This window comes from Bacillus haynesii (assembly GCF_014042035.1).
GTDB classification, from domain to species: Bacteria; Bacillota; Bacilli; order Bacillales; family Bacillaceae; genus Bacillus; species Bacillus haynesii.
In genome coordinates, this window is sequence record NZ_CP059494.1 from 3143580 (window position 1) to 3169583 (window position 26004).

Sequence of the window (26004 nt, forward strand, 5' to 3'; positions counted from 1 at the left end):
AGCGTGAAGCCTCGCTATCCTGTCCGACAAAAAAACGGGTAAGGCAAACTACACCTTACCCGCTACATATTTAAAATACAGCAAGAAAGGATGTCAAATCGTATCAAACTGTTCCCGAGATGGCTTGTCTAAAAAAGGGCAGACTTCTCCCGTCTTTAAGCCAATTCTCTTTTAAGAACAGTTGATAAGATTTCCATTCCTTTCCACCTCATTTTGGTCAAATTTACCTTCACAACACATTATATGAAGCGGAGTGCCGGTTGTCAAACCGCTGCCATATGAATTGACATCGTGCAGGCAGTGTGTTATTTAATTTGTGAACAGAATCGAACGATATATGTATATCATATGAGCAAAAGAGGAGAGGGACAGATGGCTAAAAAAGAATTCAAAGCAGAATCCAAGAGATTGCTGGACATCATGATCAACTCGATTTATTCCCAAAAGGAAGTCTTTTTAAGGGAGCTGATATCCAATGCGAGCGATGCCATCGATAAAATCTACTATAAAGCGCTGACAGATGATTCACTTACGTTCAACAAAGACGACTACTACATAAAAATCTCCGCAGATAAAGAAAACAGAACGCTGACCATTGCGGACACTGGGATCGGCATGACGAAAGAGGAGCTTGAAGAACATCTTGGTACAATTGCTAAGAGCGGCTCACTTGCGTTTAAACAAGAAAACGAATTAAAAGACGGGCACGATATTATCGGCCAGTTCGGCGTCGGTTTCTACGCCGCATTTATGGTTGCTGAGACCGTCACCGTCATGACAAAAGCCCATGGCAGCGATGAAGCGTATCAATGGGAATCAGCCGGGGCCGACGGCTATACGATCGAACCGGCTGCGAAAGAATCAGCCGGAACCGATGTCATATTGAAGCTGAAAGAGAACACAGATGATGAAAACTATGATGAATACTTGGATGTCCATCGCTTAAAAGCGATCATCAAAACATACTCTGATTTCATCCGCTATCCGATCAAGATGGATGTCACGGTCAACAAGCCGAAAGAAGGCGCCGAAAACGAATTTGAAGAAGTCAAGGAAGAACAGACGGTCAACAGCATGGTGCCGATTTGGCGAAAAAACAAAAGCGAACTGAAAGATGAAGATTATGAGGCGTTTTATAAGGAAAAGCATTACGGTTTTGACAAGCCTCTCGCACACGTCCATACAAGCGTAGACGGTGCGGTGAGATACCATGCGATTTTATTCATTCCTGAAAACATTCCGTTCAACTACTACACGAAGGAATTCGAGAAGGGTCTGGAACTGTATTCGAACGGTGTGCTGATCATGGAAAAGTGTCCGGACCTGCTGCCTGACCACTTCAGCTTTGTCAAAGGAATGGTCGATTCAGAAGATTTATCGCTCAACATTTCGAGGGAGATGCTCCAGCATGACAGGCAGCTGAAGCTGATTGCCAAAAACATCAGCAAAAAAATCAAGAATGAACTGAAAAGCTTGTTGAAAAATGACAGAGAAAAATACGAGTCTTTTTATCAATCGTTTGGCAGACAGCTTAAATTCGGGGTATACAATGATTTTGGAGCCCATAAAGATCTGTTGAAAGACCTGCTGCTTTTCTATTCATCAAAAGAGAAAAAGCTGGTCACCCTTGATGAATATGTATCCAGAATGCCAGAGGATCAAAAATACATTTATTATGCATCAGGCGAATCGTATGACCGAATTGAAAAGCTTCCTCAAACAGAGCTGGTTTCGGAAAAAGGGTATGAAATCCTTTATTTCGCCGAGGATATCGATGAGTTCGCCATCAAAATGCTGGCGAATTATCAAGAAAAAGAATTCAAGTCAGTATCCAGCGGTGACCTCGGAATCGAAAATGATGATGAGCAAAACCAATCAGACGAGGACGACAGCCAATACAAAGACTTGTTTGAAGAGATGAAAAAGACTCTTGATGGAAAAGTGAAAAGCGTAAGGGCGTCAAAACGGCTGAAAACTCACTCTGTATGCCTTGCCGCTGACGGAGAAGTCACCATCGAGATGGAGAAAATCTTAAACGCAATGCCTGACAACCAGCATGTAAAGGCTGATAAAGCATTGGAAATCAACACAAACCACGAAGTCTTCAAAACATTGCAGGATGCTTTTGAAAACGACAAAGATAAATTCAAGCTGTACACCGGCCTCCTGTACAACCAGGCGCTGCTGATAGAAGGCTTGCCAATCGAAGACCCCGTTGAATTTACGAACGATATATGCAAAGTGATGGCATAAAAATAAAAAAGATACATCTCAGCTTCGTGCGAGATGTATCTTTTTTTGATGTTAATGCTTCACAACTTCCTGTCCCCGCACATTCCATGTCATCGCAAAGATGAGTGCTGCGATTGCACATGAAGCGGTTAAGAGTGTAAAGCCCGCATTCCAGCCGGATGCATCGACGATAACACCCATCAGCGCATTCGCCGTCAAGGTTCCGCCCAGGTAACCGAACAGACCCGTCAATCCAGCAGCCGTACCGGCCGCTTTTTTCGGAACAAAGTCAAGCGCCTGAAGACCGATCAGCATGACGGGACCGTAAATGAGGAACCCGATCGCGATCAATGACGCCATGTCAATCATTGGATTGCCGGCTGGATTGAACCAGTACACAAGCACTGCGATCAAAACACCTACCATAAAGACAAAGCCTGCTGGTCCGCGGCGTCCTTTAAACCATTTGTCAGAGATCCAGCCGCAAAGCAATGTCCCCGGAATCCCCGCCCATTCATACAGAAAATAAGCGACACTTGATTTGCTCATATCAAAGCCTTTTTCTTCGCTTAAATAGGTTGGCGCCCAATCCAGAACGCCGTAGCGGACGAAGTACACAAAAATGTTGGCAAGCGCGATCGCCCACACCCATTTATTGTTTAATACATATTTGAAAAGGATTTCTTTCGTTGATAATTCCTTTTCAAATGTTTTCTTCGATTTGCTTGAATAATCGTTGCGGTATTCCTCAATTGGAGGCAGTCCGACAGACTGCGGCGTATCCCGGATCAGCCAGTAAGAAATGACGGCAACGGCGATCGCGACTAAGGCGGGTAAAATAAATACACCTTCATAGCCTGTAGCAGATCCCGTAATGCCTGAGAAGATGGCGACACCGGCAACAGCAATCGGCGCCATCAGTCCTCCGCCGACATTGTGGGCGACATTCCATATGGCGGTTTTATTTCCCCTTTCGCTGACGCTGAACCAGTGGACAAGGACACGCCCTGACGGCGGCCATCCCATGCCCTGGAACCAGCCGTTTAAGAACAGCATGATAAACATAATGGCGATCGATGAGGTGAAAAAAGGAACAAACCCCATCAAGAGGCTGATGACAGCGGAAAGGATCAAACCGGCGGGCAGGAACATTCTCGGATTGCTCCGGTCTGATATGGTGGCCATCACGAACTTGCTCAGCCCGTAAGAGATGGATAGAGCGGATAAGGCAAAGCCGAGCGCCGACTTTGAAAAGCCCTCTTCGATCAAATAAGGCATGGCAAGCGAGAAATTTTTGCGAATTAAATAGTATGCCGCATAACCGATGAAGATGCCGAGAAAAACTTGCAGTCTGAATTTCTTATATTCCGAATCAATTTGATCGTCCGGCAGCCGCTCAATCGGCGGTGCTGGCTTAAACAGTTTTAACATGGTATACCCCTTCTTTATTCATTTACTTCTTTTCACGCAAAACATCGCGCAGCCGGTCCGGAAAGTTGGTGAACATTCCGGTCGCTCCCCAATCGAGCAGCCGCTTCATGTCTTCTTTTTCATTCACGGTATAAGGATGGACCAGCATGCCGGTGCTTCGAATTTTTTGCACGTATGCCCGGTCAATGCGGTCAAAGTTCATGCCGAGTCCGACGCTGTAAGATTGATATTGTTTTAATTCGGCGTCAGTAATGGCAGCCGGTTTGTCGTACCATAATAATTGCACAAGCGGAATGTTTGGATTAGCGTTATGAATGATTTTTAAGCTTTCAGGACTAAAAGATTGAATGATGACTTTGCTTGAATGAATGTTTGCCCCGGTCAGTTTGTATTGCTCCAGAATGTCCAGGAGCTTTTCTTCCATATGATCATAGTCTTCCGGTGATTTTGTTTCGATATAGTAGCGCGCGCTTCTCCCGAATGTTTGGATGATTTCTTCCAGGGTAGGCACTTTCAGCCCAACGTACTCCGGTTTTGCCCGCTCAGGATATGCTTCGTTAAACCAGGAGCCTGCATCAAGCTGTTTGATTTCTTTCAGCGTATAGTCTTTGACAAAACCCGTACCATTGGTCGTGCGATCCAATGTCTCATCATGCATGGCGACTAAATGGCCGTCTTTTGTCATTTGAAGATCGATTTCTATGTAATCGCCTTTCATTTTTTGCCCAAGCTTATAAGCCAAAAGCGTGTGTTCGGGAGCATGACCCGATGCGCCGCGGTGCGCGACATTTAATAGCTTGTTCGGGTTGAGCTGCGGCTGGGAATGGCTTGCCGCCTCCGCATGCCCGCTGAGTCCAAAACCGGCGGCAGCGATTGCAGCCGTTATAAGGAAGATGCTGCGGACAAGTTTTTTCATCAAATGATTTCCCCTTTCAAGTCGTTATGCTGAATGTTGGTGCCGGTTCATTCCATTCCGGTTTTTTTCGCCTCCTTATGTGACGAATAAAAAGAGAGATCCACAAAAAACCCCTGGCACAAAAGGGTCTTATTGTGAATCTCCCATTCTCCATCACTTGTATTAACTTCTTTCCTATCATATCAAAAATGGAAGCGCTGTCAATACGATTTTGAAAATAAAGAAACCTATCTTTTAAGATAGGTTTCCTGATCATTTAGCGGGCAAACAGCCGATCGATGAAATCAATGTCCTCTTGAGACAGATTGATTTCTGCCGTTTTGAGGTTGTCGATCAGCTGCTCAGCGCGTTTGGCGCCCGGGATTAACACGTCGATTTCAGGTCGTGCCAAGTACCAGGCCAAGACGATATGGGCGATGTCAACATTGTGTTTTTCCGCAATCGGCGCAAGCTGGTTCACTTTTCTAATGTTTTCTTTGAAGCGTTCGCCTTGGAAGTTTTCCATTTCTCTTCTCAGGTCGCCTTCCGGGAACGTTGTATCTTCGCTGTATTTTCCGGCGAGCAATCCGGAGACGAGCGGAAAGTAAGGAACAAATGAGATGTTATGCTCCTGTGTATACGGGAAGAATGTCGTCTCAGCTTCCCTGTTCAGCAGGTTGTATTCGCCTTGGAGCACATCCACCAATCCGTCTTTGTTCGCTTCTTTCAGCTGCTCAAGTGAAAAGTTGGATACCCCGATCGCTCTGATTTTGCCTTCCTGCTTCAGTTCATGGAGCGCTTGAACCGCTTCGTCTTTCGGCGTGTTCTCATCAGGGAAATGGATATAGAAAAGGTCGATGTAGTCAGTTTGCAGACGCTTCAGGCTTCCTTCAACAGACTTTTTCAAAAATGCAGGGGAGTTGTCATAGACAAAATCGTCGCCTTCTTTCTTATGGGCGGCTTTTGTCGCAATCACGACATCCTCGCGGTTGAATTCTTTGAGGACTTCGCCGATTAATTCTTCGGAACGGCCGATGCCGTATATGTAGGCGGTATCTAAAAATGTGACGCCGTTTCTGATTGCTTCCCGCACCAATTCTTTTCCCGTTTCTTCATTGAGATTCGGATAAAGGTTATGACCTCCAACGGCATTGGTTCCCAAACCAATCGGAAATACGTGCAAGTCTGATTTGCCAACTTTAACTTTTTTCATTTGGATTCCCCTCCTGAAATGATGTGTTGATAAATAAACTTGGCCGGCCGCTTGGAAACAGCCGGTCAAGGGAGTCCACTTAACTATACATGTTTTGCCAAATGGATTTCAATGTTGCGTTCTTTACAGTACTCGTGATATTCCTCATCCAGCGCCTGAGATGTGACGATCGCGTGCAATCTGTCAAACGGCGCGTACGTCAGCAAGGTCGACTTCCCGAATTTGGAATGGTCGGCCAGCAAGTATACTTGTTTTGCTTTTTCGGATATTTTCTTTTTAATTTCGTATTCAAGCAGATCGGAGTTTGTCAGTCCATGGGTAAGTGTTGCTCCTGTTGCCGACATGAAAGCTTTATTAATATTATATTTATCCAATGTTCCCGGATCATCCATGCCGACGAAGGACTGCGTTTTCCGTTTGTAGTTGCTGCCGATGATGATCAAATTTATATTTTGCATCGCTGCAGCAGCGTTGATAATGTCGAGGCTGTTCGTTAAAACGGTTACATTTTTATTTGGATCAAGAGTTTCCAAAATAGATTGGGTCGTTGTGCCGGAATCGATAAAGATCAGGTCATGGTCTTCAATAAAGCGTGAAGCGTAGTGCGCGATTTTCATCTTGGCATCTTTGTTTTGAATGGTTCTGTTTTCAAATGGGATTAAGGCCGTTTTTTCGATCGCCGTTACGCCGCCGTAGACTTTTTTTATAACTCCTTTCTCGGTCAGCTTGTTAATGTCGCGTCTGACCGTGTTTTTGGAAACATTAAAAACCTGGCAAAGCTCATCAAGCGAAACGGTGCCATTGGTCAAAATATATTCTTCCATTTCTTTGATCCGCATTAACTTCATACCAAGTATCTCCTTCTAGTATATTTGGATATATATATGATAAACCCAAAAGTTAACCAATAATTGCTTAAAAAATGATAACATTGGTGATTATTTTTTGCAAGATTTGTCCTGTTTCTTTTTATTATACAATGTTTTTCTAAATCGTTTTAAGGTTTTCTGCAAATCTTACAAAAGAAAAATTTAATGATTTTGATTGACTTATGGGTAAGACCGGATTAGAATATAACCAAGAAGTGACCAAAACGTGATAAAGTTGAGAAATTTCTGAGTGTAAACGTTTTATTGCGTCGCGGTTCTTTTGATAAAATCAGAGTTCTATTCATTAATTTCTTTTGTAAGCGTTTAATTCCTGTTTTTTGCGAAAATCCGTTATGCACTGAAGAGCTGTTCGGCATTCATACATAATGGTTGGAACCTGCCCCATCTGTACTAGGAGATGTTTAATATTCAAGGAGGTTATAAGAATGGCAGAAATCAGAAAGTTAAGAAACTATATTAATGGAGAATGGGTTGAAAGCAAAACCGACAAATATGAAGATGTAATCAATCCTGCGACGAAAGAAGTGCTGTGTCAGGTGCCGATCTCGACGCGCGAGGATATCGAATACGCAGCGCAAACAGCGGCCGAAGCGTTTAAAACATGGTCAAAAGTAGCCGTTCCGCGCCGGGCAAGAATTCTATTTAACTTTCAGCAACTTTTAACTCAGCATAAAGAGGAGCTCGCTCACCTCATCACGATTGAAAACGGAAAAAACACGAAAGAGGCGTTGGGCGAAGTTGGACGCGGCATCGAGAATGTCGAGTTTGCAGCTGGAGCGCCTTCCCTGATGATGGGAGATTCACTCGCTACAATTGCAACCGATGTTGAAGCAGCGAACTACCGTTATCCGATCGGAGTTGTCGGCGGAATTGCACCATTTAACTTCCCGATGATGGTACCGTGCTGGATGTTCCCAATGGCCATTGCGCTAGGAAACACATTTATTCTGAAGCCGTCCGAGCGGACGCCGCTCTTGACGGAAAAGCTTGTTGAACTGTTTGAAAAAGCCGGACTTCCTAAAGGGGTCTTCAATGTGGTATACGGTGCGCATGATGTAGTAAACGGCATTCTCGAACACCCGGAAATTAAAGCGATTTCATTCGTCGGTTCAAAACCGGTCGGAGAATATGTCTATAAAAAAGGAAGCGAAAACCTGAAACGCGTTCAATCGCTGACAGGTGCTAAAAACCATACCATCGTTCTGAACGATGCCAATCTTGAAGATACGGTAACAAATATTATTGGCGCTGCTTTCGGATCTGCCGGCGAACGCTGCATGGCATGTGCAGTAGTAACGGTTGAAGAAGGAATCGCAGATGAGTTCATGGAGAAATTGGTTCAGAAAGCATCTGAAGTCAAGATCGGAAACGGACTTGACGACGGTGTATTCCTCGGACCTGTCATTCGCGAAGACAACAAGAAACGCACACTCGGCTATATACAAAAAGGAGTTGAAGAGGGTGCGGAACTTGTCTGCGACGGACGCGAAAATGTGACAGATGAAGGCTATTTCGTCGGCCCGACAATCTTTGACAATGTCACAACTGATATGACGATCTGGAAAGACGAAATTTTTGCTCCTGTATTGTCAGTCATCCGTGTGAAGAACTTGAAAGAAGCGGTTGACATCGCCAACCAATCCGAATTTGCAAACGGCGCATGTTTGTTCACATCGAATTCGAATGCGATCCGCTATTTCCGTGAAAACATTGATGCGGGAATGCTCGGCATCAACCTGGGTGTACCGGCTCCGATGGCATTCTTCCCATTCTCCGGATGGAAGTCTTCGTTCTTTGGTACATTGCATGCCAACGGAAAAGACAGCGTCGATTTCTATACGCGCAAAAAGGTCGTCACTGCAAGATATCCGGCGCCTGACTTCAATTAATTGTGAATAAACCGAGCGGCGCGGTTCCCGCGCTGTTCGGATCATGTTTCAAGTTTGAAAAGGAGGCTTTATCCATGAGTCATTTGTTGCGCAAGCCGCAGGCGAATGAGCTGTCACAAGGCGTGAAGCTTGTACACGAAGTGAAAAAATCGAATTCGGATCTAAGTTATGTCGAGTTTAAAGTCCTTGATCTTGCACCGGGATCAAGCTATGAAGAATCGCTGAGCAAACAAGAATGCTGCATCGTCGCGCTTACCGGAAAGATTACCGTAACCGATCATGAACAGACATTTGAAAATATCGGCACAAGAGAAAGCGTTTTCGAAAGAAAGCCGACCGACAGCGTATATGTGTCAAATGACCGCAAGTTCGGCATTACCGCGGTCACAGAGGCAAGAGTTGCCCTGTGCTATTCCCCTTCTGAAAACCAGCTGCCGACGAAGCTGATCAAAGCTGAAGACAACGGTATTGAGAAACGGGGGAAATTCAGCAATAAACGAACCGTTCATAACATACTTCCGGATTCAGATCCTTCAGCGAACAGTCTTTTAGTTGTCGAAGTCTACACTGAAAGCGGAAACTGGTCCAGCTATCCTCCGCACAAGCATGATCAAGACAACTTGCCTGAAGAGTCCTTTTTAGAAGAAACATACTACCATGAACTTGACCCGCAGCAAGGCTTTGTATTTCAGCGCGTCTACACGGATGACCGTTCCATCGACGAGACGATGACTGTTGAAAATGGAAACGTTGTCATCGTGCCGGCCGGATACCATCCTGTCGGGGTGCCTGACGGATACACATCCTATTATTTAAACGTGATGGCAGGGCCGACGCGTAAATGGAAGTTTCATAACGACCCTGACCATGAATGGATTTTGGAACGCTAACAATAAGGCAAGGAGAGGCTGTTGAAGATGAAGTATACGTTTAATGAAGAGAAAGAATTTGACATTGTAGCGATCGGCCGCGCATGCATCGATTTAAACGCAGTCGAATACAACAGACCGATGGAGCAGACGATGACATTTTCAAAATATGTCGGCGGCTCCCCGGCTAATATTGCAATCGGCAGTTCCAAATTAGGCTTGAAGACCGGCTTTATCGGCAAGATTCCGGATGACCAGCACGGCAGATTCATCGAAACCTATATGAGAAATACTGGTGTCGATACGTCACAAATGGCGGTCGATAAAGACGGACATAAAGCGGGGCTTGCTTTCACAGAGATTTTAAGCCCTGAAGAATGCAGCATTTTAATGTACAGGGATGATGTTGCAGATCTTTACCTTGCCCCTTCTGAAGTGAACGAAGACTATATTGCAAAATCGAAGATGCTTCTTGTGTCAGGTACGGCGCTGGCTAAAAGCCCTTCCCGCGAAGCTGTGCTGAAAGCCGTGCAGCTGGCGAAAAAGCATCAAGTGAAAGTGGTCTTTGAGCTTGACTATCGTCCATATACGTGGGCATCTGCAGAGGAAACGGCCGTTTACTATACGATCGTTGCCGAACAATCAGACATTGTCATTGGGACGCGTGATGAGTTTGATGTAATGGAAAATAAGAACGGCGGCAGCAATGAAGAATCTGTTCAGCATTTGTTTGCCCATTCCGCAGATCTTGTCGTTATCAAGCACGGTGTCGAAGGTTCATATGCATACAGCAAATCCGGGGACGTCTTCCGGGCGAAAGCATACAAAACGAAGGTCTTGAAAACGTTTGGAGCGGGCGATTCATACGCTTCCGCCTTCCTCTACGGACTCGTTACAGGCAAAGATATTGAAACCGCGCTGAAATACGGAAGCGCTTCCGCATCAATTGTTGTTTCCAAACACAGCTCATCTGAAGCAATGCCGACAGTCGCCGAGATTGAAGAGCTTATCGCGGCTCAGTCTTAAATGAAGAATATGAATAAAGGTGGGATCGTTTGTGGGCAAGAAAATACGTTTAACCACAGCACAAGCGTTAATTAAATTCTTAAATCAACAGTACATCCATGTAGATGGTGAAGAAACACCGTTTGTCGAGGGAATCTTTACGATTTTCGGCCATGGGAACGTCGTTGGAATCGGCCAAGCGCTTGAACAGGATGCGGGTCATTTAAAGGTGTTTCAAGGCAAGAATGAGCAGGGAATGGCGCATGCAGCAATGGCTTACAGCAAGCAGATGCTGAGAAGGAAGATCTATGCCGTGTCGACATCAGTCGGACCGGGAGCCGCTAACCTTGTGGCCGCCGCAGGTACGGCGCTTGCGAACAACATTCCAGTTCTCTTGATTCCAGCCGATACATTTGCCACGAGACAGCCTGATCCTGTTCTTCAGCAAGTAGAACAGGAATACAGTGCGGCGATTACGACGAACGATGCATTGAAGCCTGTTTCGAGGTATTGGGACCGCATTACGCGCCCTGAACAGTTGATGAGCAGTCTGATTCGAGCTTTTGAAGTGATGACAGATCCTGCAAAAGCGGGTCCTGCAACGATTTGCATTTCTCAAGATGTTGAAGGCGAAGCCTATGATTTCGATGAAAGCTTTTTTGAGAAACGCGTTCATTATATTGACCGCAAAGAGCCGAGCGAGCGTGAACTAAAGGGAGCGGCAGAACTGATCAAGTCGAGCAAAAAACCGCTCATCTTGGTCGGTGGCGGAGCGAAATATTCCGGAGCACGCGACGAACTGATTGCAATGTCTGAAGCTTACAATATTCCGCTGGTGGAAACTCAGGCCGGGAAATCTACAGTGGAAGCTGATTTTGCCAACAACTTGGGCGGAATGGGAATCACCGGTACGCTGGCGGCAAACAAAGCGGCTCGCGGGGCAGACCTGATCATTGGAATCGGCACGCGCTATACCGATTTCGCGACATCATCAAAAACCGCTTTTGACTTTGACAACTCAAAGTTTTTAAACATCAATGTCAACAGAATGCAGGCATATAAACTGGATGCTTTCCAAGTCGTTGCCGATGCAAAAGTAACGCTCGGCAAGCTGCACGGTTTATTGGAAGGCTATAAGAGCGAATTCGGTTCAACCATCAAGGAGCTGAAAGACGAATGGCTTGCTGAACGCGATCGCTTAAGCAAGATAACATTTAAGCGCGAAAACTTCACACCTGAAATTAAAGATCATTTTTCTCAAGAAATACTCAACGAATACGCGGATGTGCTGCAAACCGAACTGCCGCAAACAACGGCATTGCTCGCCATCAATGAAACAGTTGATCCGGACAGCGTCGTCATTTGTTCAGCAGGCTCTTTGCCGGGAGATCTGCAGCGGCTGTGGCATTCAAACGAACCGAATACGTACCACCTGGAATACGGCTACTCCTGCATGGGATATGAAGTATCGGGAACGCTCGGCTTGAAATTGGCTCATCCTGATAGAGAAGTTTATTCACTGGTCGGAGACGGAAGCTTCCTGATGCTCCACTCAGAGCTCATTACAGCAATCCAATATAATAAAAAAATCAACGTACTGCTCTTTGACAACTCAGGATTCGGCTGTATCAACAACCTGCAAATGGACCACGGAAGCGGCAGCTACTACTGTGAATTCCGAACAGCAGACAATCAGATTCTCAACGTCGACTACGCGAAAGTGGCCGAAGGCTATGGAGCGAAAACCTACAAAGCGAACACGATTGAAGAATTAAAAGCAGCGCTGGAAGATGCCAAAAAACAAGATGTCTCAACATTGATCGAAATGAAGGTGTTGCCGAAGACGATGACGGACGGCTATGACAGCTGGTGGCACGTAGGTGTTGCAGAAGTTTCCGAACAGGAAAGCGTGCAAAAGGCGTATGAAGCAAAAGAAAAAATGCTGAAATCTGCAAAGCAGTATTAAAGGAGGCACCAGGATGGGCAAGACACAAATTCTATGGGGCATCGCCCCCATAGGATGGCGGAACGATGATATTCCGGAAATCGGCGCGGGAAACACACTTCAGCATTTGTTGAGCGACATTGTTGTTGCAGGATTTCAAGGCACGGAAGTGGGCGGCTTTTTTCCGGAACCGGCCATTCTCAATAAAGAGCTCGAGCTGAGGAATCTAAGGATTGCCGGCAAGTGGTTCAGCAGCTATATCATTCGGGACGGCATTGAAGAAACAGCCAAGGAATTTGCGGCTCACTGCCAGTACTTGAAAGACGTCCATGCCGATGTTGCGGTCGTATCAGAACAGACGTACAGTGTGCAGGGCTTGGATAAAAACGTGTTTAAAGAAAAGCCTTATTTCACCGATGAAGAATGGCAGCGGCTATTTGCAGGTTTAAATCACCTCGGGGAAATCGCCGGCCGGTACGGCCTGAAGCTTGTCTACCATCATCACCTCGGCACAGGCGTGCAGACAGAGGAAGAGGTGGACCGGCTCATGGCGGGAACTGACCCGGCACTCGTGCACCTTCTGTATGATACTGGGCATGCCTACATTTCAGATGGAACTTATATGAACATTTTAGAGAAGCATATTGACCGTATTGGGCACGTTCATTTTAAAGACGCGCGCATTAAGATCATGGAGAAATGCAAGCAGGAAGGAAAATCGTTTCAACAGGCGTTTTTGCAAGGGATGTTCACAGTTCCTGGCGACGGCTGCATCGATTTTAGAGAAGTCTATCAAACGCTTCTAAAGCACGGCTATTCCGGCTGGATCGTAGTGGAAGCCGAGCAGGATCCCGATGTTGCCAACCCGCTTGAATACGCATTGATCGCCAGAAAGTACATCGATCGTCACTTGTTGAATGTCCCAGCAACCAATTAGGGGGGCTCTAAATTGAGCAATGGAAGTGCAGCAGTCTCACCATTCAATAAACGAACCGTCGCAGCAGCTTTGGCAAATTACATTGATGCAGGCTCCATTGTCGCAGGATCGGCAGGATTATCTTTATGGGTCAGTTACCTGAAGCTTTCCGATACACAGATCGGACTGCTCGGCGCGTTTAGCGCCAACGCCATCTCGGCGGCAATCGGAGCGCTGCTCGGAGGCTTTTTGGCCGACAAGATTGGCCGAAAGGCTGTCTATACGAACAGTATGCTGATTTATGCACTGGGGATTTGTTTAGTATTGTTCGGCACCAGCTTTCCCTTTTTGTTAAGCGGTTACATTATTATCGGTTTATCGGTAGGAGCTGATATTACGGCTTCCTGGACGATCATCGCAGAGAACGCACCTAAGAAAAACAGGGCGCGTCATTGCGGGGTTGCACAGGTCGCATGGGCGGCGGGAGCGGTTGTGGTCCTGCTGCTGTCGGTCCTGCTTGGTGATTTAGGCTTATTGGGCAATAAAATCGTGTTTGGGCATTTGCTCGTTATCGCATTGATCACCTATGTTCTGCGGAAAAGGCTGCCGGAATCCGATGCCTGGCAGGATCAATCCGAATCGGCTCAAGCCGTCAGGAAGCCGAAGACGTCTTATCTCGATTTGCTTCAGCCTAAGTATTTGAAAAGCATTTTATTCTTAATGGGCGTGTACTTGGTTTGGAATCTGGCTGCAGGTGTCATGGGGTTTTTTATGCCTTACATTTATCAGCAGGTCGGCGATGTGTCAGCGACCATGGCAAACATTTTGCAGATGGGGCTGTTTATTTTCACCGGGCTTGGCGTCGCTTTTATCTTCATGCCGTTTGCAGACAAATACAGGAAGACAGTGTTTGGGATCTCCGCATTTGCGGCGGTGATTGGCTGGTCATTGTTTCTGCTTCCGGCAGAGGGCATGCCGATTCTCATCCTCTTTATCGTGATGATCGGCCTAAACAATGGGGCCGGGCAACAGGCCAATTATCAATTATGGGCGAGTGAAATTTTCCCGACGGAATATCGCGCATCTGCACAAGGATTGATGTTCTTCCTCGTTCGTATCTCAATCGGGGCTTGGAGCCTTTTCGTTCCAATGATCATCTCGAATTTTGGAATTGCATTTATGGCGGCCATTCTCCTTGGATGTGTAACGGCCAGCATGCTCATCGGGCTCTTTTTTGCACCGAATACATCCGGTAAGTCGCTTGAACAAATTCAGGAAGAGCTGTATGGGACTCCTCCGGCTCAAGCTGGGCAAGTGCAAACAAGAAAAATTATGTAACTACATTTGAAGGAGTGGCTATCAATGAAACTACGCATTGGTGTTATTGGTACAGGAGCAATCGGAAAAGAACACATCAACCGCATCACGAATAAATTAGCCGGCGGCGAAATTGTCGCGGTCACCGATGTAAACCAGGAGGCAGCTCAGCAAGTTGTAACGGACTACAGCCTGAACGCCAAGGTCTATCCGGATGACGACAGTCTAATCGCAGCCGAAAATGTAGATGCCGTCTTAGTAACAAGCTGGGGACCGGCTCATGAATCAAGCGTTTTGAAAGCGATTAAAGCGAACAAATTCGTATTTTGCGAAAAGCCTCTGGCGACGACTGCGGAAGGATGCATGCGGATCGTCAATGAAGAAATCAAAGCGGGCAAACGTCTCGTTCAAGTCGGCTTTATGCGCCGTTATGACAGCGGTTACGTACAGCTGAAAGAAGCGATCGACAACCGGGTCATCGGCGAGCCTCTCATGATCCACTGTGCGCACCGCAACCCGGTTGTAGGCGACAACTATACGACAGATATGGCTGTTGTCGATACACTTGTCCATGAAATAGACGCCCTGCACTGGCTGATCAATGATGACTACGAATCCGTTCAGGTCATTTATCCGAAAAAATCGAAAAACGCGCTTCCTCATTTGCGTGATCCGCAAATCGTCATCATCGAAACAAAAGGCGGAGTCGTGATCAATGCGGAAATCTATGTAAACTGCAAGTACGGCTACGATATCCAGTGTGAAGTCGTCGGCGAAGACGGAATCGTGAAGCTTCCTGAACCGTCAAGCATCTCTCTCAGAAAAGACGGAAAATTCTCGACAGATATCCTTATGGATTGGCAGCGCCGCTTTGTAGACGCTTACGATGTAGAAATCCAAGATTTCATTGATTCGATCCAACAGAAAGGCGAGGTCAGCGGGCCGACTGCATGGGACGGCTATATCGCCGCCGTAACGACGGACGCCTGTGTAAAGGCTCAGGAATCCGGACAGAAAGAACCTGTGGCGCTTCAGGAGAAACCAGAATTCTATCAAACGTTTACAACTGTTAAAAAATAAAAATTTCCCGAGGAGTGAAAAGTATGAAATTAGCATTGGATCCATCGATGTATCGTGATGATTTAACTTTGGAGGAAACGGTCTATAAAACGGCGGAGCTTGGCTACGAATATATCGAACTATCGCCGCGCGAAGATTTTTGTCCATTCTATAAATATCCGAAAGTCGATTCTGCTAAAATCAAACAATTAAAGCGGCTTTTAAGAGATACCGGTGTTAAGCTTTCGTCGCTCCTTCCGCTTTACCACTGGGCAGGTCCTGATGAAGATCGCCGTCAGGCAGCCGTGCGCAATTGGAAAAGGGCGATCGAAATTGCGGTTGAGCTTGAAGTAGATTTGATGAACAGCGAATTCAGCGGTTCAAAATATGATCCTTTAACAAGCGAAGAAAAATTCATCAAATCTATGGATGAACTTCTCCCAGTCTTTGAAAAAGAAGGCATTAAACTCAATCTTCAAGCCCATCCGTACGATTTTATCGAAACACACAAAGGTGCGATGGATATGATCCGCGCGCTTGACAAGGATTGGATCAATCTTGTCTACTCGACTGCGCATACATTCTTCTATGATGACGGCAAAGGCGACATCGAGACAATGTTTGACGAAGCCGGCGACCGCCTCACACATGTTTTATTTGCAGATACTTATAATCATAAAGCGGCTCATGGCCTTCGCTACATCGTCAATCCGCCTGACGCGAAAGTAACAGTTCACCAGCACTTGGATATTGGTCAAGGCGAGGTTGATTTTGATACGATCTTCAGAAAGCTGAGAGAGATGAAGTTCGACGGAATTGCGACGAATGCCGTTTTTGCCTGGGTCGACGAAAGAGCGGATGAATCAAGCAGATTCATGCTTGAAAAATTGAAACAGGAACTATTAGGATAAGCCCCTGAGTTCGGCGCCATGCCGAACTCTCTCTTCACAAGGATATGAGATAAGGAGAATCTAATATGAAGCTATGCTTTAATGAAGCAACGACGTTGGAAAATTCAAACCTTGCAAAGGATCTCGAATACTGTGAGAAGCACGGATACGATTATATCGAAATCCGGACGATGGATAAGCTGCCTGAGTATTTAAAAGACCATTCTCTCTCAGAGTTAGCCGAGTATTTTCAAACTCATCATATTAAGCCGCTGGCCTTGAATGCCCTTGTCTTTTTCAACAACCGCGATGAAAAAGGGCACCGTGAAATCATCGAAGAATTTAAAGGCATGATGGAAACATGCAAAACGCTCGGTGTGAAATACGTGGTCGCGGTACCGCTTGTCACCGAACAAAAAATCTTAAAAGAAGATATTAAAGCAAGTTCCGTCAAAGTGCTGACAGAGCTGTCAGACATCGCGGAGCCGTACGGCGTAAAGATCGCTGTCGAGTTTGTCGGTCATCCGGAGTGCACAGTCAATACGTTCAGCCAGGCCTATGACATCGTCATGACCGTGAACCGCGATAATGTCGGCCTTGTTCTTGACAGCTTCCACTTCCATGCAATGGGCTCAAGTCTTGAGGATTTGAAAAAAGCGGACGGCAAGAAAATCTTCATTTATCATATCGATGATACGGAAGACTTTCCAATCGGCTTTTTAAGAGATGAAGACCGTGTTTGGCCGGGACAGGGTGCCATCGACTTGGATGCCCACTTATCGACTTTGAAAGACATCGGTTTTTCGGATGTCGTTTCAGTTGAATTGTTCAGACCTGAATACTATAAGCTGAGCGCGGAAGAAACGATTCGAACGGCCAAAGAAACAACAGTTGAAGTTGTTTCAAAATACTTCAAGATTTAATACGGGATAGGAGGGGTGAACGTGGCTTTCGTTTCCATGAAAGAACTTCTTCAAGAAGCAAAGGAACATCATTATGCAATCGGTCAATTTAATATTAACGGCCTTCAATGGACAAAAGCGATTCTAGAGGCAGCGGAAGAAGAACGGTCACCTGTCATCGCAGCCGCCTCGGACCGGCTCATCGATTATTTGGGCGGATTTAAGACGGTTTCCGCAATGGTTGCGGCTTTGATTGAGGAAATGTCGATCTCCGTTCCCGTCGTGCTTCACCTTGACCATGGCAAAAATCCGGAGCGCTGCAAGCAAGCGATAGACGCGGGTTTTAGCTCAGTCATGATCGACGGCTCGCATTCACCAATCGATGAAAATATCGCCATGACAAAAGAGGTCGTGTCATATGCCAAGGCTCGCAATGTTTCGGTTGAAGCAGAGGTTGGCATCGTAGGGGGCATGGAAGACGGGCTCATCGGCGGGGTGCAGTATGCCGACATCGGTGAATGCGAACGGATTGTCAAAGAAACCGGTATCGATGCTTTGGCAGCCGCACTCGGCTCCGTTCATGGAAAATATCAAGGCGAGCCTAATTTGGGATTTAAGGAAATGGAAGAAATCTCACGGGTAACGGACATTCCGCTTGTTCTTCATGGAGCTTCGGGCATCCCGGCTGATCAAATCGCAAGAACGATCCGTATGGGCCATGCGAAAATCAACATTAATACCGAATGCATGGTGGCCTGGACCGAGAAAACGCGCAGCATGTTTAAAGACAATCCCGATTTATATGAACCCCGCGCCTATATGACGCCAGGGATCAGCGCAGTCAAAGAAACAGTCAAACATAAAATGAGAGAATTCGGGTCATCCGGAAAAGCGGTATGCACCCAAAAGATAGAAATATAAGTTAAACCAATATTACCTCCACTCACTTATCGAAGTGAGTGTTTTTTTGTTCACAGTATTTGTAAAGATATTCTAAAGGTTCAAAAGTATGATTGACTGTAATTGATATAATAGTTATAATTTCCCTCATAATCCATTTTGATCAGAAAAGATTTTATTTTCTGAAAATAAATACCAGCAAGACAATAACAAAACCAGGTGAATGCTATATGCTGACAAACGTTTTAAAGTATCGGGTTCATATTTTATTTATCGTGTTATGTTTGATCGGCGGTACGACATGGGCTTTTCAAAAAGCCGGGTTGAGTGACAGCCTTCCATTTTGGTCCGCCGGCATGCGGTTTATGATCGCAAGCATTTTGATTGCGGCGTTTCTTTTGATACGGAGGCAGTTTGTTCTGTCAAAGGAACTGCTAGTGCTGTCGTTTTTGAACGGCATCATGTATTTTTCCGTTCCATTCGGATCTGTTTATTGGGCCTCCCTTTATTTGCCGAGCGGGTTGGTGTCTATATTAGCGGCGAGCATTTCAGTCTTTGCCCTGATGATCAACCGCCTCGTTAAAGGGACACCGGCGACGAAATTGCAAAAATGGGGGATATGCCTTGCTTTGCTCGGCATTACAATCGTGTTTGGCAATCAGCTGTTGATCAAAGTCGATGTTATTGAAATCGTTGCAATGATTTTGATTTTGTGTGCGATGTTTGGCTCGGCTTTTATTCAAATCAAAGTACAGCAGAGAATTCGTTCGCTTCCAATCTTAAGCTTTAACTCCCTTTCGATGCTGAGCGGCGGAGCGGTTTTGCTCATCAGCAGCCTCATCTTTGAAAGCGGGACAAGAACGTTTTCCGGCGTGAGCCTTTATGCGCTGCTTTATTTAGCGGTTGTCGGCTCGATATTAGGTTTTTGGATCAACATTTATCTGCTTAAAAAATGGCACATCTCAAAAGCGACTTCCCACTTGTTTATCTCCCCTGTCATTGCGCTTTATATCGGATTTCTGTTTCTGGATGAAAAACTGAATGCGAACATTTATTTAGGAACGCTGTTTGTCATATTCGGTGTGATGTTCATCAACTTAAAAAAAGAAGAGAGGATCGCGAAAATTGACGAAACGAAACAAAAGCTTGGCCATCATTTGTCAAAATAAGCACTTGCCATTTATTTTTGAAGAAGCTGAGCGTTTAGGATTGAGGGTCACGTTCTTTTACCATTCAGCCGAAGATTTCCCGGGCAATCTTCCGTCTGTGGAACGCTGTGTGCCGCTGCCGTTATTTGAAGATGAGGAAGCGGCGATGGCTATCATCAAACAGACATTTGTCGAATTTCCGTTTGACGGCATTATGACACTGTTTGAGCCGGCATTGCCTTTCACGGCAAAAGCCGCTGAAGCTTTGAATCTGCCGGGGCTTCCTTTTACAACAATGGAAAACTGCCGCAATAAAAATAAAACCCGCAGCATCCTTCAGCAAAACGGCCTGAATACGCCGGTTTTCCACGAGTTCCATACGCTCGCTGACCTGGAAGACAGGAAACTTACTTATCCATTAGTCGTCAAGCCGGTCAACGGCTTCTCAAGCCAGGGCGTCGTCCGTGTTGATGATCGAAAGGAGCTTGAGGAGGCCGTCCGGAAGGTCGAGGCCGTCAACGAGAGGGATCTCAATCGATTCGTACAGGGCAAAACGGGCATCGTAGCCGAGCAATTTATCGATGGGCCGGAATTTGTGATTGAAACGCTGTCGATTCAAGGAAACGTACATGTTCTTTCGATTGGATACAAGGGGAACAGCAAAGGGCCGTTTTTTGAAGAAGGCGTCTATATTGCTCCGGCTCAATTGAAGGAAGAGACGCGCCTTGCGATTGTCAAGGAAGTGACGGGCGCCGTTTCAGCGCTGGGCATTCACCAGGGGCCGGCTCATGTAGAGCTGAGGCTGGACAAGGACGGAACACCTTATGTCATCGAGGTGGGCGCCAGAATCGGCGGTTCAGGGGTTTCCCATTACATCGTCAAAGAGAGCACGGGCATCAACTTTATGCAGCTTGTCTTGCAAAATGCATTAAAGCCGCTGGAGAGCAGCGAGTTTAAAGAGGAGATCCGGTCTGTAAGGACGGCCGGCAATTATATCATTCCTGTACAGGGCTCCGGCATTTTTGAAAAAATCGACGGACTGGAAGAAGTCAAACAGAGGCCGGAGGTTAAGCGGGTGTTTCAATTTATCAGAAGAGGCGCAAAAATCCTCCCGTACCCGCACTTTTCCGGTTATCCGGGGTTTATATTAACAAGCCATCATTCTTATGAAGAATGTGCAGCTTTCTACCGGGAGCTGGATGATGAGCTTCATATCATATATCAAAATAATCTGACGGGTACAATAGGAGGTTAAGATGATCTCGACTAAAGTGCAGGAAGAGCAAGCCGTAATGATTGTCCATACGCTCGGTCCCAAAGGCACGAACTGCGAAAAAGCCGGCCTGCTTTGGCTTAAAAACAAAGGAGTCCGCGGGGAAGTCAGGCTCTATGAAACGTTGGAAGAAGCGCTGCTCTATGTTAAATCGACAGAAAATTCAGTCCTATTAGGCTGTGCCGTTTACCCGTTTTTGCATCAAATCGTATTTGAGAATTTAGCGGACTTAAAGATCATAGACAGTTTTGTGATGCCAACATACAACATGGTTTTTGCCGCAAAACAGCACACGATGGCATCGGATATTCAAACCGTCGCTTCACACCCTGCTCCCGCCCATCTGGCGAAGCTGTTCAGCAGTCAAGTTCAATTGGTCACAAGCAATGCACAAGCGGCCCTGGCCTGCGCTTCAAACGCGGCTGACGGCTGCATCACAACGATTAAAGCGGCTGATGAACACCGTTTGAAAGTCATTAAAGATTTTGGGGAAGTGCCGATGTGCTTTACGATTCACGGGCTTAAATCAATCGAAGGAGGAAGCCGATGACGACCTTGACAGGGGACATTGTAAACATGGTCAACGAGCAGATTGTACCGAACATTCATGAATTGCAGACATACCAAAATGATAAAGGACAGATTACAGAGCATCACGAAAGGGCGGAACAGCTTCTGCTGCAATTGATTGAAGACGCAGGAACCGTTTATGAGGCGGTTCACTTAACGGCTGCAAAAGAGGCGTTTAAACAGGACGTTTTGGACTGGATCGGACGCGGATTAGGAGAGACGCCGTATTTTGACCGGCTATTGACGGCTTACAGGGCTCCGAATGATCAGGAGACGACCTTTTTTGCGGCGCCGATCGTGACGCCGAATGGGCCTCATGCGAAAGGCTGCTATTTTGAAGCCTTTTTAGCCGTTCGTGAAGAACCTGCCATGATGAGGCCGATAGAAGAGGAGCTGCCTCATCCTGAAAACGGCTGCCAATCCCTCAAGCTTCTCGCCGGAACAAAGGGGTTCACGGAAGAAAAATGCATCGTATTCTTCCCGGAAAATGTGAAAACAAAAGAGAACATTACATCGCAGACATTCGCGATTTTCTATTTTAATAAGTTTTATCACATTTACCATGAAGACACGCTCAAAAGAGCGAGGGCCATTTTTGAACATGCGCCTTTCAAGTCGGCTCAGCTTTCCCCTGACCGCACATATGAAGCAAGGGTGTTGTGGGGCTACCTTCATGACTATTTTCATCATTGCGGAAAAAAACCTTTTCATTTGCATATTCAGGCGAAAATGAATTTTTTCGCAGGCATTTTAGAAGAAGTCAAGGTCGATTGCCAAGCGATCCTGACCTTGTGGGAGCGGCGATATGACGGCTGGGAGGAAATTATCGAATTTGTTTTGTATGAGCGGCTGCTGCGCTATCCGAGTCAGCATAATGCAACGCGGAATTTTGATTCCGGGACAGGCTATTTTCTGTTCAGCTGGATCATTGAAAACGGCAGTTCCATTCAAAGAGGAGAAGAGAAGCCCGTATCGCTTGACCTTTCACGATGCATGGAGGATTTAAAAAAGCTTGTGGCCGAAATCGAACAGCTGGAAGAGATCGAGGATGACTCGGCATACAAAGAGGCGGCGGAACGCTATGTAAGACAATACCTGCCTCCCGGACGGGAAGGCGAACGGTTCAGCGTCCCGGAACCATATTTCATTGACGAGATCAATAAGAAAATTGAAACCGCCCGTCTTCGGTTTGAACGGGAGAGACTGGAAGCGTGAAGCCGGCATTAAGCAAAATCGGAGAGAAAATGAATGAGAGGACAGGGGTCAGGGCTGTGATGAGCGATATTCAGGAAGTCCTGGCCGGCGGAGAGCGGTCATACATTAATTTAAGTGCGGGCAATCCAATGATTTTGCCAGGTGTGTCAGCCATGTGGAAGTCGGCTCTTGCCAATCTGCTTGACGATGACAGGTTTTCTTCGGTGATCGGCCAATACGGATCGAGCTATGGAACCGATGAACTGATTGCAAGTGTTGTCCGCTTCTTTTCAGAGCGGTATCACGCTGACATTCGAAAAGAGAATGTGCTGATTACAGCCGGAAGCCAGCAGCTGTTTTTTCTGGCGATCAATTCGTTTTGCGGAATGGGAAGCGGGTCTGTGATGAAAAAAGCCTTGATTCCGATGCTTCCCGACTATTCGGGATACAGCGGAGCGGCACTGGAACGGGACATGATTGAGGGGATTCCTCCGCTCATTTCGGCATTGGATGATCATACGTTTCGATATGAGATGGATCGTGAGGCGTTTTTAGAGAGGATGCGGACCGATCCATGTATCGGCGCTGTCTTGCTTTCGCGCCCGAACAATCCTTGCGGAAACATCTTGCCTAAAGAAGATGTAGCGTTCATTTCAGACGCCTGCCGAGAAGCGAATGTTCCGCTTTTCATTGATTCCGCATATGCTCCGCCTTTTCCGGCGATTCATTTTATCGACATGGAACCGATTTTCAACGATCAGATCATTCATTGTATGAGCCTTTCAAAAGCAGGCCTGCCTGGGGAAAGGATCGGAATCGCCATCGGGCCGTCTCGGTATATTCAGGCAATGGAAGCTTTTCAGTCTAATGCGGCAATCCATTCTTCAAGGCTGGGGCAGTATATGGCGGCTTCTGTATTGAATGACGGGCGCCTCGCCGACGTGTCGCTAAATGAAGTCAGGCCATATTACAGCAATAAATTCATGCTGCTCAAGGAAACGCTTTTATGCAAGATGCCCGAAGACATCAAATGGTATCTGCATCAAGGGGAAGGATCGCTTTTCGGATGGCTGTGGTTTGAAGACCTGCCGGTGACTGATGCCGCGCTGTATGAGTATATGAAAGCGGACGGAGTCATCATCGTTCCCGGCTCATCTTTCTTTCACCATCAATACCGGCACATGGCGCATTCACACCAGTGTATACGAATCAGCCTAACCGCGGCGGATGAAGATATCATAAGGGGAATCGATGTTTTAGCTAAAATTGTGAAGGGTGTATATGAGAAACAGATTGAATATTTATAAAAAAACAGGGGCTAAAAGCAAGCCCCTGTTTTATTCGTCAATCCCTTTCGCCGGCATTGGCCTTTCTTTTTCTGCGCCTTGCCGTTGTCAAAATCAAAATAACTGCTGCCGCTATGATCACGATCAGGATCGCAATGTACAGCACATGCTGCGGATTGCTTTCCTTTTTATCATCCGTCTTGGTTTCAGCGGACTTTGCTGTCAGCTGCTGATGGTTTGTAAACAGCTGATGGCTGTCCGTTTCATTCACAACGGTTGCTGCGAAATCATTGCTGTTCAAAAAGTTGATCATTTCTTTTGTGACTGCTGTGCCTTGCCCTTTAAACGGCGCGAAAACAGCCATCGAGTAATTTGAATCCCACAGCGACGTTTGAGTAAACGCGACTTGTTTTGTCGTTTCATTCAGCATTTGAAACGATGACACATCAAATGTTCCGTTTTTCGCCGTCGGAACAGCCAATTCGGCTGTTTTTTCCTTCAGTAGAGAGAATTGATCGACACTTCCGATGAAGATTACGTTTCTTCCTTTCACGTCATCCGGTTTGACTTCAGAGGATGTTTTCACTGTGAATGCCTGCCGGGCTTCACTGCCGAAGGAGCTGACCACAAGCGAAAGCTCATCAAGCTTGGACTGATCCGCGTTGTCGGGCAGGATCATCAGCGTTTTGTTGTCCTGATCTCCTGCGTAGGGAAGCGGCCACGCTTGAAAATCGGCTGAAGCTGACGTGTCGCTGACATGGTAAGACAATGCACTCTGTTTATCGATAAAAATCCATTTGTCTTCGTTCGTCGCGTAGCAAGGGTTGTTCTCTTTCAAGCCTGAAGAGGAAAATTGAATATCGATATAACGGTTTTTTTGCAAAAGTTTCGGATCGACTTTTAAAGAAACATGGTAAAAGCCGTTTTTGTCTTCTTTTCCTAAATCGTCAAGTCCGACGGAATGCGGCTGACCATTGATCATAACCTTCAGTTCCGCCTGTTCCGCAGATAAGCCGCTTTGATCGGCCTGCTTTTGTATTGTTTCCGATTTTTTCACCGTAAGAGAAAGCTTTGCAGGTTGATTCTTGTCTAATAGAGCCGGTGCAGGATAATAAAAATGCTCGGAAGATGTCTGCCCGGACCCGATTGTCAAATCTCCCGCCCCGAAATCCTCGAGTGTCAGCTTGCTGCCGTCCCGTTTGCTATGCTGCTGAAGTTTTCCGATTGCCAGCGTGTCGCCGCTGAGCTGGGCGGCATACGTTTTGTCGGTGATGACGCTGATTTTTTCTGAGAGCACAGCATCAGATGCTGCGGCCGCAAACAATACAGGCTGTTGCTTATCCTTTGCTTTAAGCATCCGTTCCGCAAGCAATAACTTGTCTCCTTTTGCTTCGAGCTTCGCTTGCTTCAATAGCTTTTTCACTTTGCCGCTCCAATGTTGTTGGACGCCGATCAAAATCGTCGGCCTGTCGATCTTCGCCAGGTCAGATTCGCCCAAGATCTTCGTGCTGATGCTATTGTCAACCGTTTTAAGGTAGCCTTCTGTTTTAACTGCAGCTTCGATTTCAGCCGAACTTGGATCATCCGGAATGACGATTGCCGTTTTTTCCACGGAGCTGCCGGATTGGGCGAATGGATAAGGATAATGTTCGAGCGCCACTCCTTTAGATTCGTTCTTTTCCCCGATATGCAGACGGCTGTCCGGGTAAATTTTGATCCAGTTTCCGGAGGAGTCCTGTCTGACGCAGACGCCTTCATGAACGACTCCGTAGAACTTCAGTGATAAGCTGTGAAACCCTGGAGACGACTGGCTTTTGTTTATTGCAAGTTTCAGCGTTTTCTTTCCGGCATTCCCTGCAAGCTTGACCGTTTTGACCGGTTCACCATCAATCTCGGCTGTTAATGAAGACGGTGAAATTAAAAGGTCTGAAGCCTCGTATTCAAGTGTGAGCTGCTGATGGGCAGAGGAGGCGCCCGCCGGGATTTGATACGTTAGCTCGGCGCTGTCTTTTGCCCCGTACAAGGTCAAGAGATCGTTTGTGAGCACTTGCTGTTTGGCTTGTTCCCGGCTGTTTTCCCCAAGGATCGAGCCGTCTACTGTAACGTCTTTGGCCGCCGCAGCTTGTCCCGTCGCCGTGATCAGCATGAAGCTTGCCAGACATATGAAGATATATTTCAAA

At 46.4% G+C, this 26004-nt stretch carries 21 protein-coding genes; 16 read left to right on the plus strand and 5 right to left on the minus strand.

Going from position 1 to position 26004, the window contains the following annotated elements:
* Window positions 1–372: 372 nt before the first annotated feature.
* Window positions 373–2253, plus strand: a complete 1881-nt coding sequence (htpG, locus tag H2R00_RS15595) for a molecular chaperone HtpG (protein WP_182069686.1) — start codon at window positions 373–375, stop codon at window positions 2251–2253.
* Between the two features lie 51 nt (window positions 2254–2304).
* On the opposite strand, the gene glpT is transcribed toward htpG, so the two are convergent.
* The 4 genes from glpT to H2R00_RS15615 all read right to left on the minus strand — a co-directional run bounded on the left by glpT (window position 2305) and on the right by H2R00_RS15615 (window position 6619).
* Window positions 2305–3663, minus strand: a complete 1359-nt coding sequence (glpT, locus tag H2R00_RS15600; RefSeq protein WP_182069687.1) for a glycerol-3-phosphate transporter — start codon at window positions 3661–3663, stop codon at window positions 2305–2307.
* A 22-nt stretch (window positions 3664–3685) separates the two neighbouring features.
* A complete protein-coding gene (locus H2R00_RS15605; protein ID WP_182069688.1) occupies window positions 3686–4579 on the minus strand; it encodes a glycerophosphodiester phosphodiesterase in 894 nt (297 codons plus the stop codon).
* Between the two features lie 256 nt (window positions 4580–4835).
* The gene (locus H2R00_RS15610) at window positions 4836–5771 is read right to left on the minus strand and encodes an aldo/keto reductase (protein WP_182069690.1); all 936 of its coding nucleotides are present in this window, start codon (window positions 5769–5771) and stop codon (window positions 4836–4838) included.
* Window positions 5772–5854: 83 nt separating this feature from the next.
* A complete protein-coding gene (locus tag H2R00_RS15615; protein ID WP_025810534.1) occupies window positions 5855–6619 on the minus strand; it encodes a DeoR/GlpR family DNA-binding transcription regulator in 765 nt (254 codons plus the stop codon).
* Window positions 6620–7086: 467 nt separating this feature from the next.
* Here H2R00_RS15615 and iolA point away from each other — a divergent pair, with 467 nt between their 5' ends.
* From iolA to H2R00_RS15690, 15 genes are all read left to right on the plus strand, one after another.
* Window positions 7087–8550 carry a methylmalonate-semialdehyde dehydrogenase gene (iolA, locus tag H2R00_RS15620; protein WP_154999287.1) on the plus strand — a complete coding sequence of 488 codons (1464 nt, stop codon included), beginning with the start codon at window positions 7087–7089 and terminating at the stop codon, window positions 8548–8550.
* 74 nt (window positions 8551–8624) lie between these two features.
* Window positions 8625–9440, plus strand: coding sequence for a 5-deoxy-glucuronate isomerase (gene iolB, locus H2R00_RS15625; RefSeq protein ID WP_182069691.1), 816 nt, complete (start codon window positions 8625–8627; stop codon window positions 9438–9440).
* A gap of 27 nt (window positions 9441–9467) precedes the next feature.
* Entirely contained in the window at window positions 9468–10445 is a 978-nt protein-coding gene (iolC, locus tag H2R00_RS15630) for a 5-dehydro-2-deoxygluconokinase (protein WP_182069692.1), read from the plus strand.
* A gap of 31 nt (window positions 10446–10476) precedes the next feature.
* Entirely contained in the window at window positions 10477–12390 is a 1914-nt protein-coding gene (gene iolD / locus H2R00_RS15635; protein ID WP_182069693.1) for a 3D-(3,5/4)-trihydroxycyclohexane-1,2-dione acylhydrolase (decyclizing), read from the plus strand.
* 13 nt (window positions 12391–12403) lie between these two features.
* Entirely contained in the window at window positions 12404–13306 is a 903-nt protein-coding gene (gene iolE / locus H2R00_RS15640) for a myo-inosose-2 dehydratase (RefSeq protein WP_154999290.1), read from the plus strand.
* Between the two features lie 12 nt (window positions 13307–13318).
* Window positions 13319–14623, plus strand: coding sequence for an MFS transporter (locus tag H2R00_RS15645; RefSeq protein ID WP_154999291.1), 1305 nt, complete (start codon window positions 13319–13321; stop codon window positions 14621–14623).
* Window positions 14624–14647: 24 nt separating this feature from the next.
* On the plus strand, window positions 14648–15682 hold the full coding sequence (gene iolG, locus H2R00_RS15650; protein WP_182069694.1) for a bifunctional inositol 2-dehydrogenase/D-chiro-inositol 1-dehydrogenase: 1035 nt from the start codon (window positions 14648–14650) through the stop codon (window positions 15680–15682).
* 23 nt (window positions 15683–15705) lie between these two features.
* A complete protein-coding gene (locus tag H2R00_RS15655; RefSeq protein ID WP_026589371.1) occupies window positions 15706–16572 on the plus strand; it encodes a sugar phosphate isomerase/epimerase family protein in 867 nt (288 codons plus the stop codon).
* A 65-nt stretch (window positions 16573–16637) separates the two neighbouring features.
* Window positions 16638–17474, plus strand: coding sequence for a 2-keto-myo-inositol isomerase (gene iolI, locus H2R00_RS15660; RefSeq protein ID WP_154999293.1), 837 nt, complete (start codon window positions 16638–16640; stop codon window positions 17472–17474).
* A gap of 21 nt (window positions 17475–17495) precedes the next feature.
* Window positions 17496–18374 (plus strand): class II fructose-1,6-bisphosphate aldolase, encoded by an 879-nt coding sequence (fba, locus tag H2R00_RS15665; protein ID WP_182069695.1) that lies wholly within the window; start codon window positions 17496–17498, stop codon window positions 18372–18374.
* A gap of 209 nt (window positions 18375–18583) precedes the next feature.
* Complete coding sequence (locus H2R00_RS15670; protein WP_182069696.1) at window positions 18584–19522, plus strand: DMT family transporter; 939 nt, start codon at window positions 18584–18586, stop codon at window positions 19520–19522.
* Window positions 19479–20756 carry an ATP-grasp domain-containing protein gene (locus H2R00_RS15675; RefSeq protein WP_154999295.1) on the plus strand — a complete coding sequence of 426 codons (1278 nt, stop codon included), beginning with the start codon at window positions 19479–19481 and terminating at the stop codon, window positions 20754–20756. The genes H2R00_RS15670 and H2R00_RS15675 overlap by 44 nt, the downstream gene beginning before the upstream one ends.
* Before the next feature lies 1 nt (window position 20757).
* Window positions 20758–21324 carry a prephenate dehydratase domain-containing protein gene (locus H2R00_RS15680; protein WP_154999296.1) on the plus strand — a complete coding sequence of 189 codons (567 nt, stop codon included), beginning with the start codon at window positions 20758–20760 and terminating at the stop codon, window positions 21322–21324.
* Complete coding sequence (locus tag H2R00_RS15685) at window positions 21321–22559, plus strand: DUF6421 family protein (protein ID WP_182069698.1); 1239 nt, start codon at window positions 21321–21323, stop codon at window positions 22557–22559. Before H2R00_RS15680 ends, H2R00_RS15685 begins: the two co-directional genes overlap by 4 nt.
* Window positions 22556–23845: a valine--pyruvate transaminase gene (locus H2R00_RS15690; RefSeq protein ID WP_182069700.1), complete on the plus strand. Its 1290-nt coding sequence runs from the start codon at window positions 22556–22558 to the stop codon at window positions 23843–23845. The genes H2R00_RS15685 and H2R00_RS15690 overlap by 4 nt, the downstream gene beginning before the upstream one ends.
* 37 nt (window positions 23846–23882) lie before the next feature.
* Here the strand turns inward: H2R00_RS15690 and H2R00_RS15695 are convergent, their stop codons facing one another.
* Window positions 23883–26003 carry a cellulose biosynthesis cyclic di-GMP-binding regulatory protein BcsB gene (locus tag H2R00_RS15695; RefSeq protein WP_182071094.1) on the minus strand — a complete coding sequence of 707 codons (2121 nt, stop codon included), beginning with the start codon at window positions 26001–26003 and terminating at the stop codon, window positions 23883–23885.
* Window position 26004 lies beyond the last annotated feature (1 nt).

Bases quoted from the DNA above. Each gene is read 5' to 3' on its own strand.
- htpG (WP_182069686.1), top strand. From the start codon at position 373: ATGGCTAAAAAAGAATTCAAAGCAGAATCCAAGAGATTGCTGGACATC.
- iolA (WP_154999287.1), top strand. From the start codon at position 7,087: ATGGCAGAAATCAGAAAGTTAAGAAACTATATTAATGGAGAATGGGTT.
- H2R00_RS15610 (WP_182069690.1), bottom strand. From the start codon at position 5,771: ATGAAAAAAGTTAAAGTTGGCAAATCAGACTTGCACGTATTTCCGATT.
- H2R00_RS15615 (WP_025810534.1), bottom strand. From the start codon at position 6,619: ATGAAGTTAATGCGGATCAAAGAAATGGAAGAATATATTTTGACCAAT.
- iolC (WP_182069692.1), top strand. From the start codon at position 9,468: ATGAAGTATACGTTTAATGAAGAGAAAGAATTTGACATTGTAGCGATC.
- H2R00_RS15680 (WP_154999296.1), top strand. From the start codon at position 20,758: ATGATCTCGACTAAAGTGCAGGAAGAGCAAGCCGTAATGATTGTCCAT.
- iolB (WP_182069691.1), top strand. From the start codon at position 8,625: ATGAGTCATTTGTTGCGCAAGCCGCAGGCGAATGAGCTGTCACAAGGC.
- iolE (WP_154999290.1), top strand. From the start codon at position 12,404: ATGGGCAAGACACAAATTCTATGGGGCATCGCCCCCATAGGATGGCGG.
- iolI (WP_154999293.1), top strand. From the start codon at position 16,638: ATGAAGCTATGCTTTAATGAAGCAACGACGTTGGAAAATTCAAACCTT.
- H2R00_RS15685 (WP_182069698.1), top strand. From the start codon at position 21,321: ATGACGACCTTGACAGGGGACATTGTAAACATGGTCAACGAGCAGATT.
- glpT (WP_182069687.1), bottom strand. From the start codon at position 3,663: ATGTTAAAACTGTTTAAGCCAGCACCGCCGATTGAGCGGCTGCCGGAC.
- H2R00_RS15655 (WP_026589371.1), top strand. From the start codon at position 15,706: ATGAAATTAGCATTGGATCCATCGATGTATCGTGATGATTTAACTTTG.
- H2R00_RS15605 (WP_182069688.1), bottom strand. From the start codon at position 4,579: ATGAAAAAACTTGTCCGCAGCATCTTCCTTATAACGGCTGCAATCGCT.
- H2R00_RS15670 (WP_182069696.1), top strand. From the start codon at position 18,584: ATGCTGACAAACGTTTTAAAGTATCGGGTTCATATTTTATTTATCGTG.
- iolG (WP_182069694.1), top strand. From the start codon at position 14,648: ATGAAACTACGCATTGGTGTTATTGGTACAGGAGCAATCGGAAAAGAA.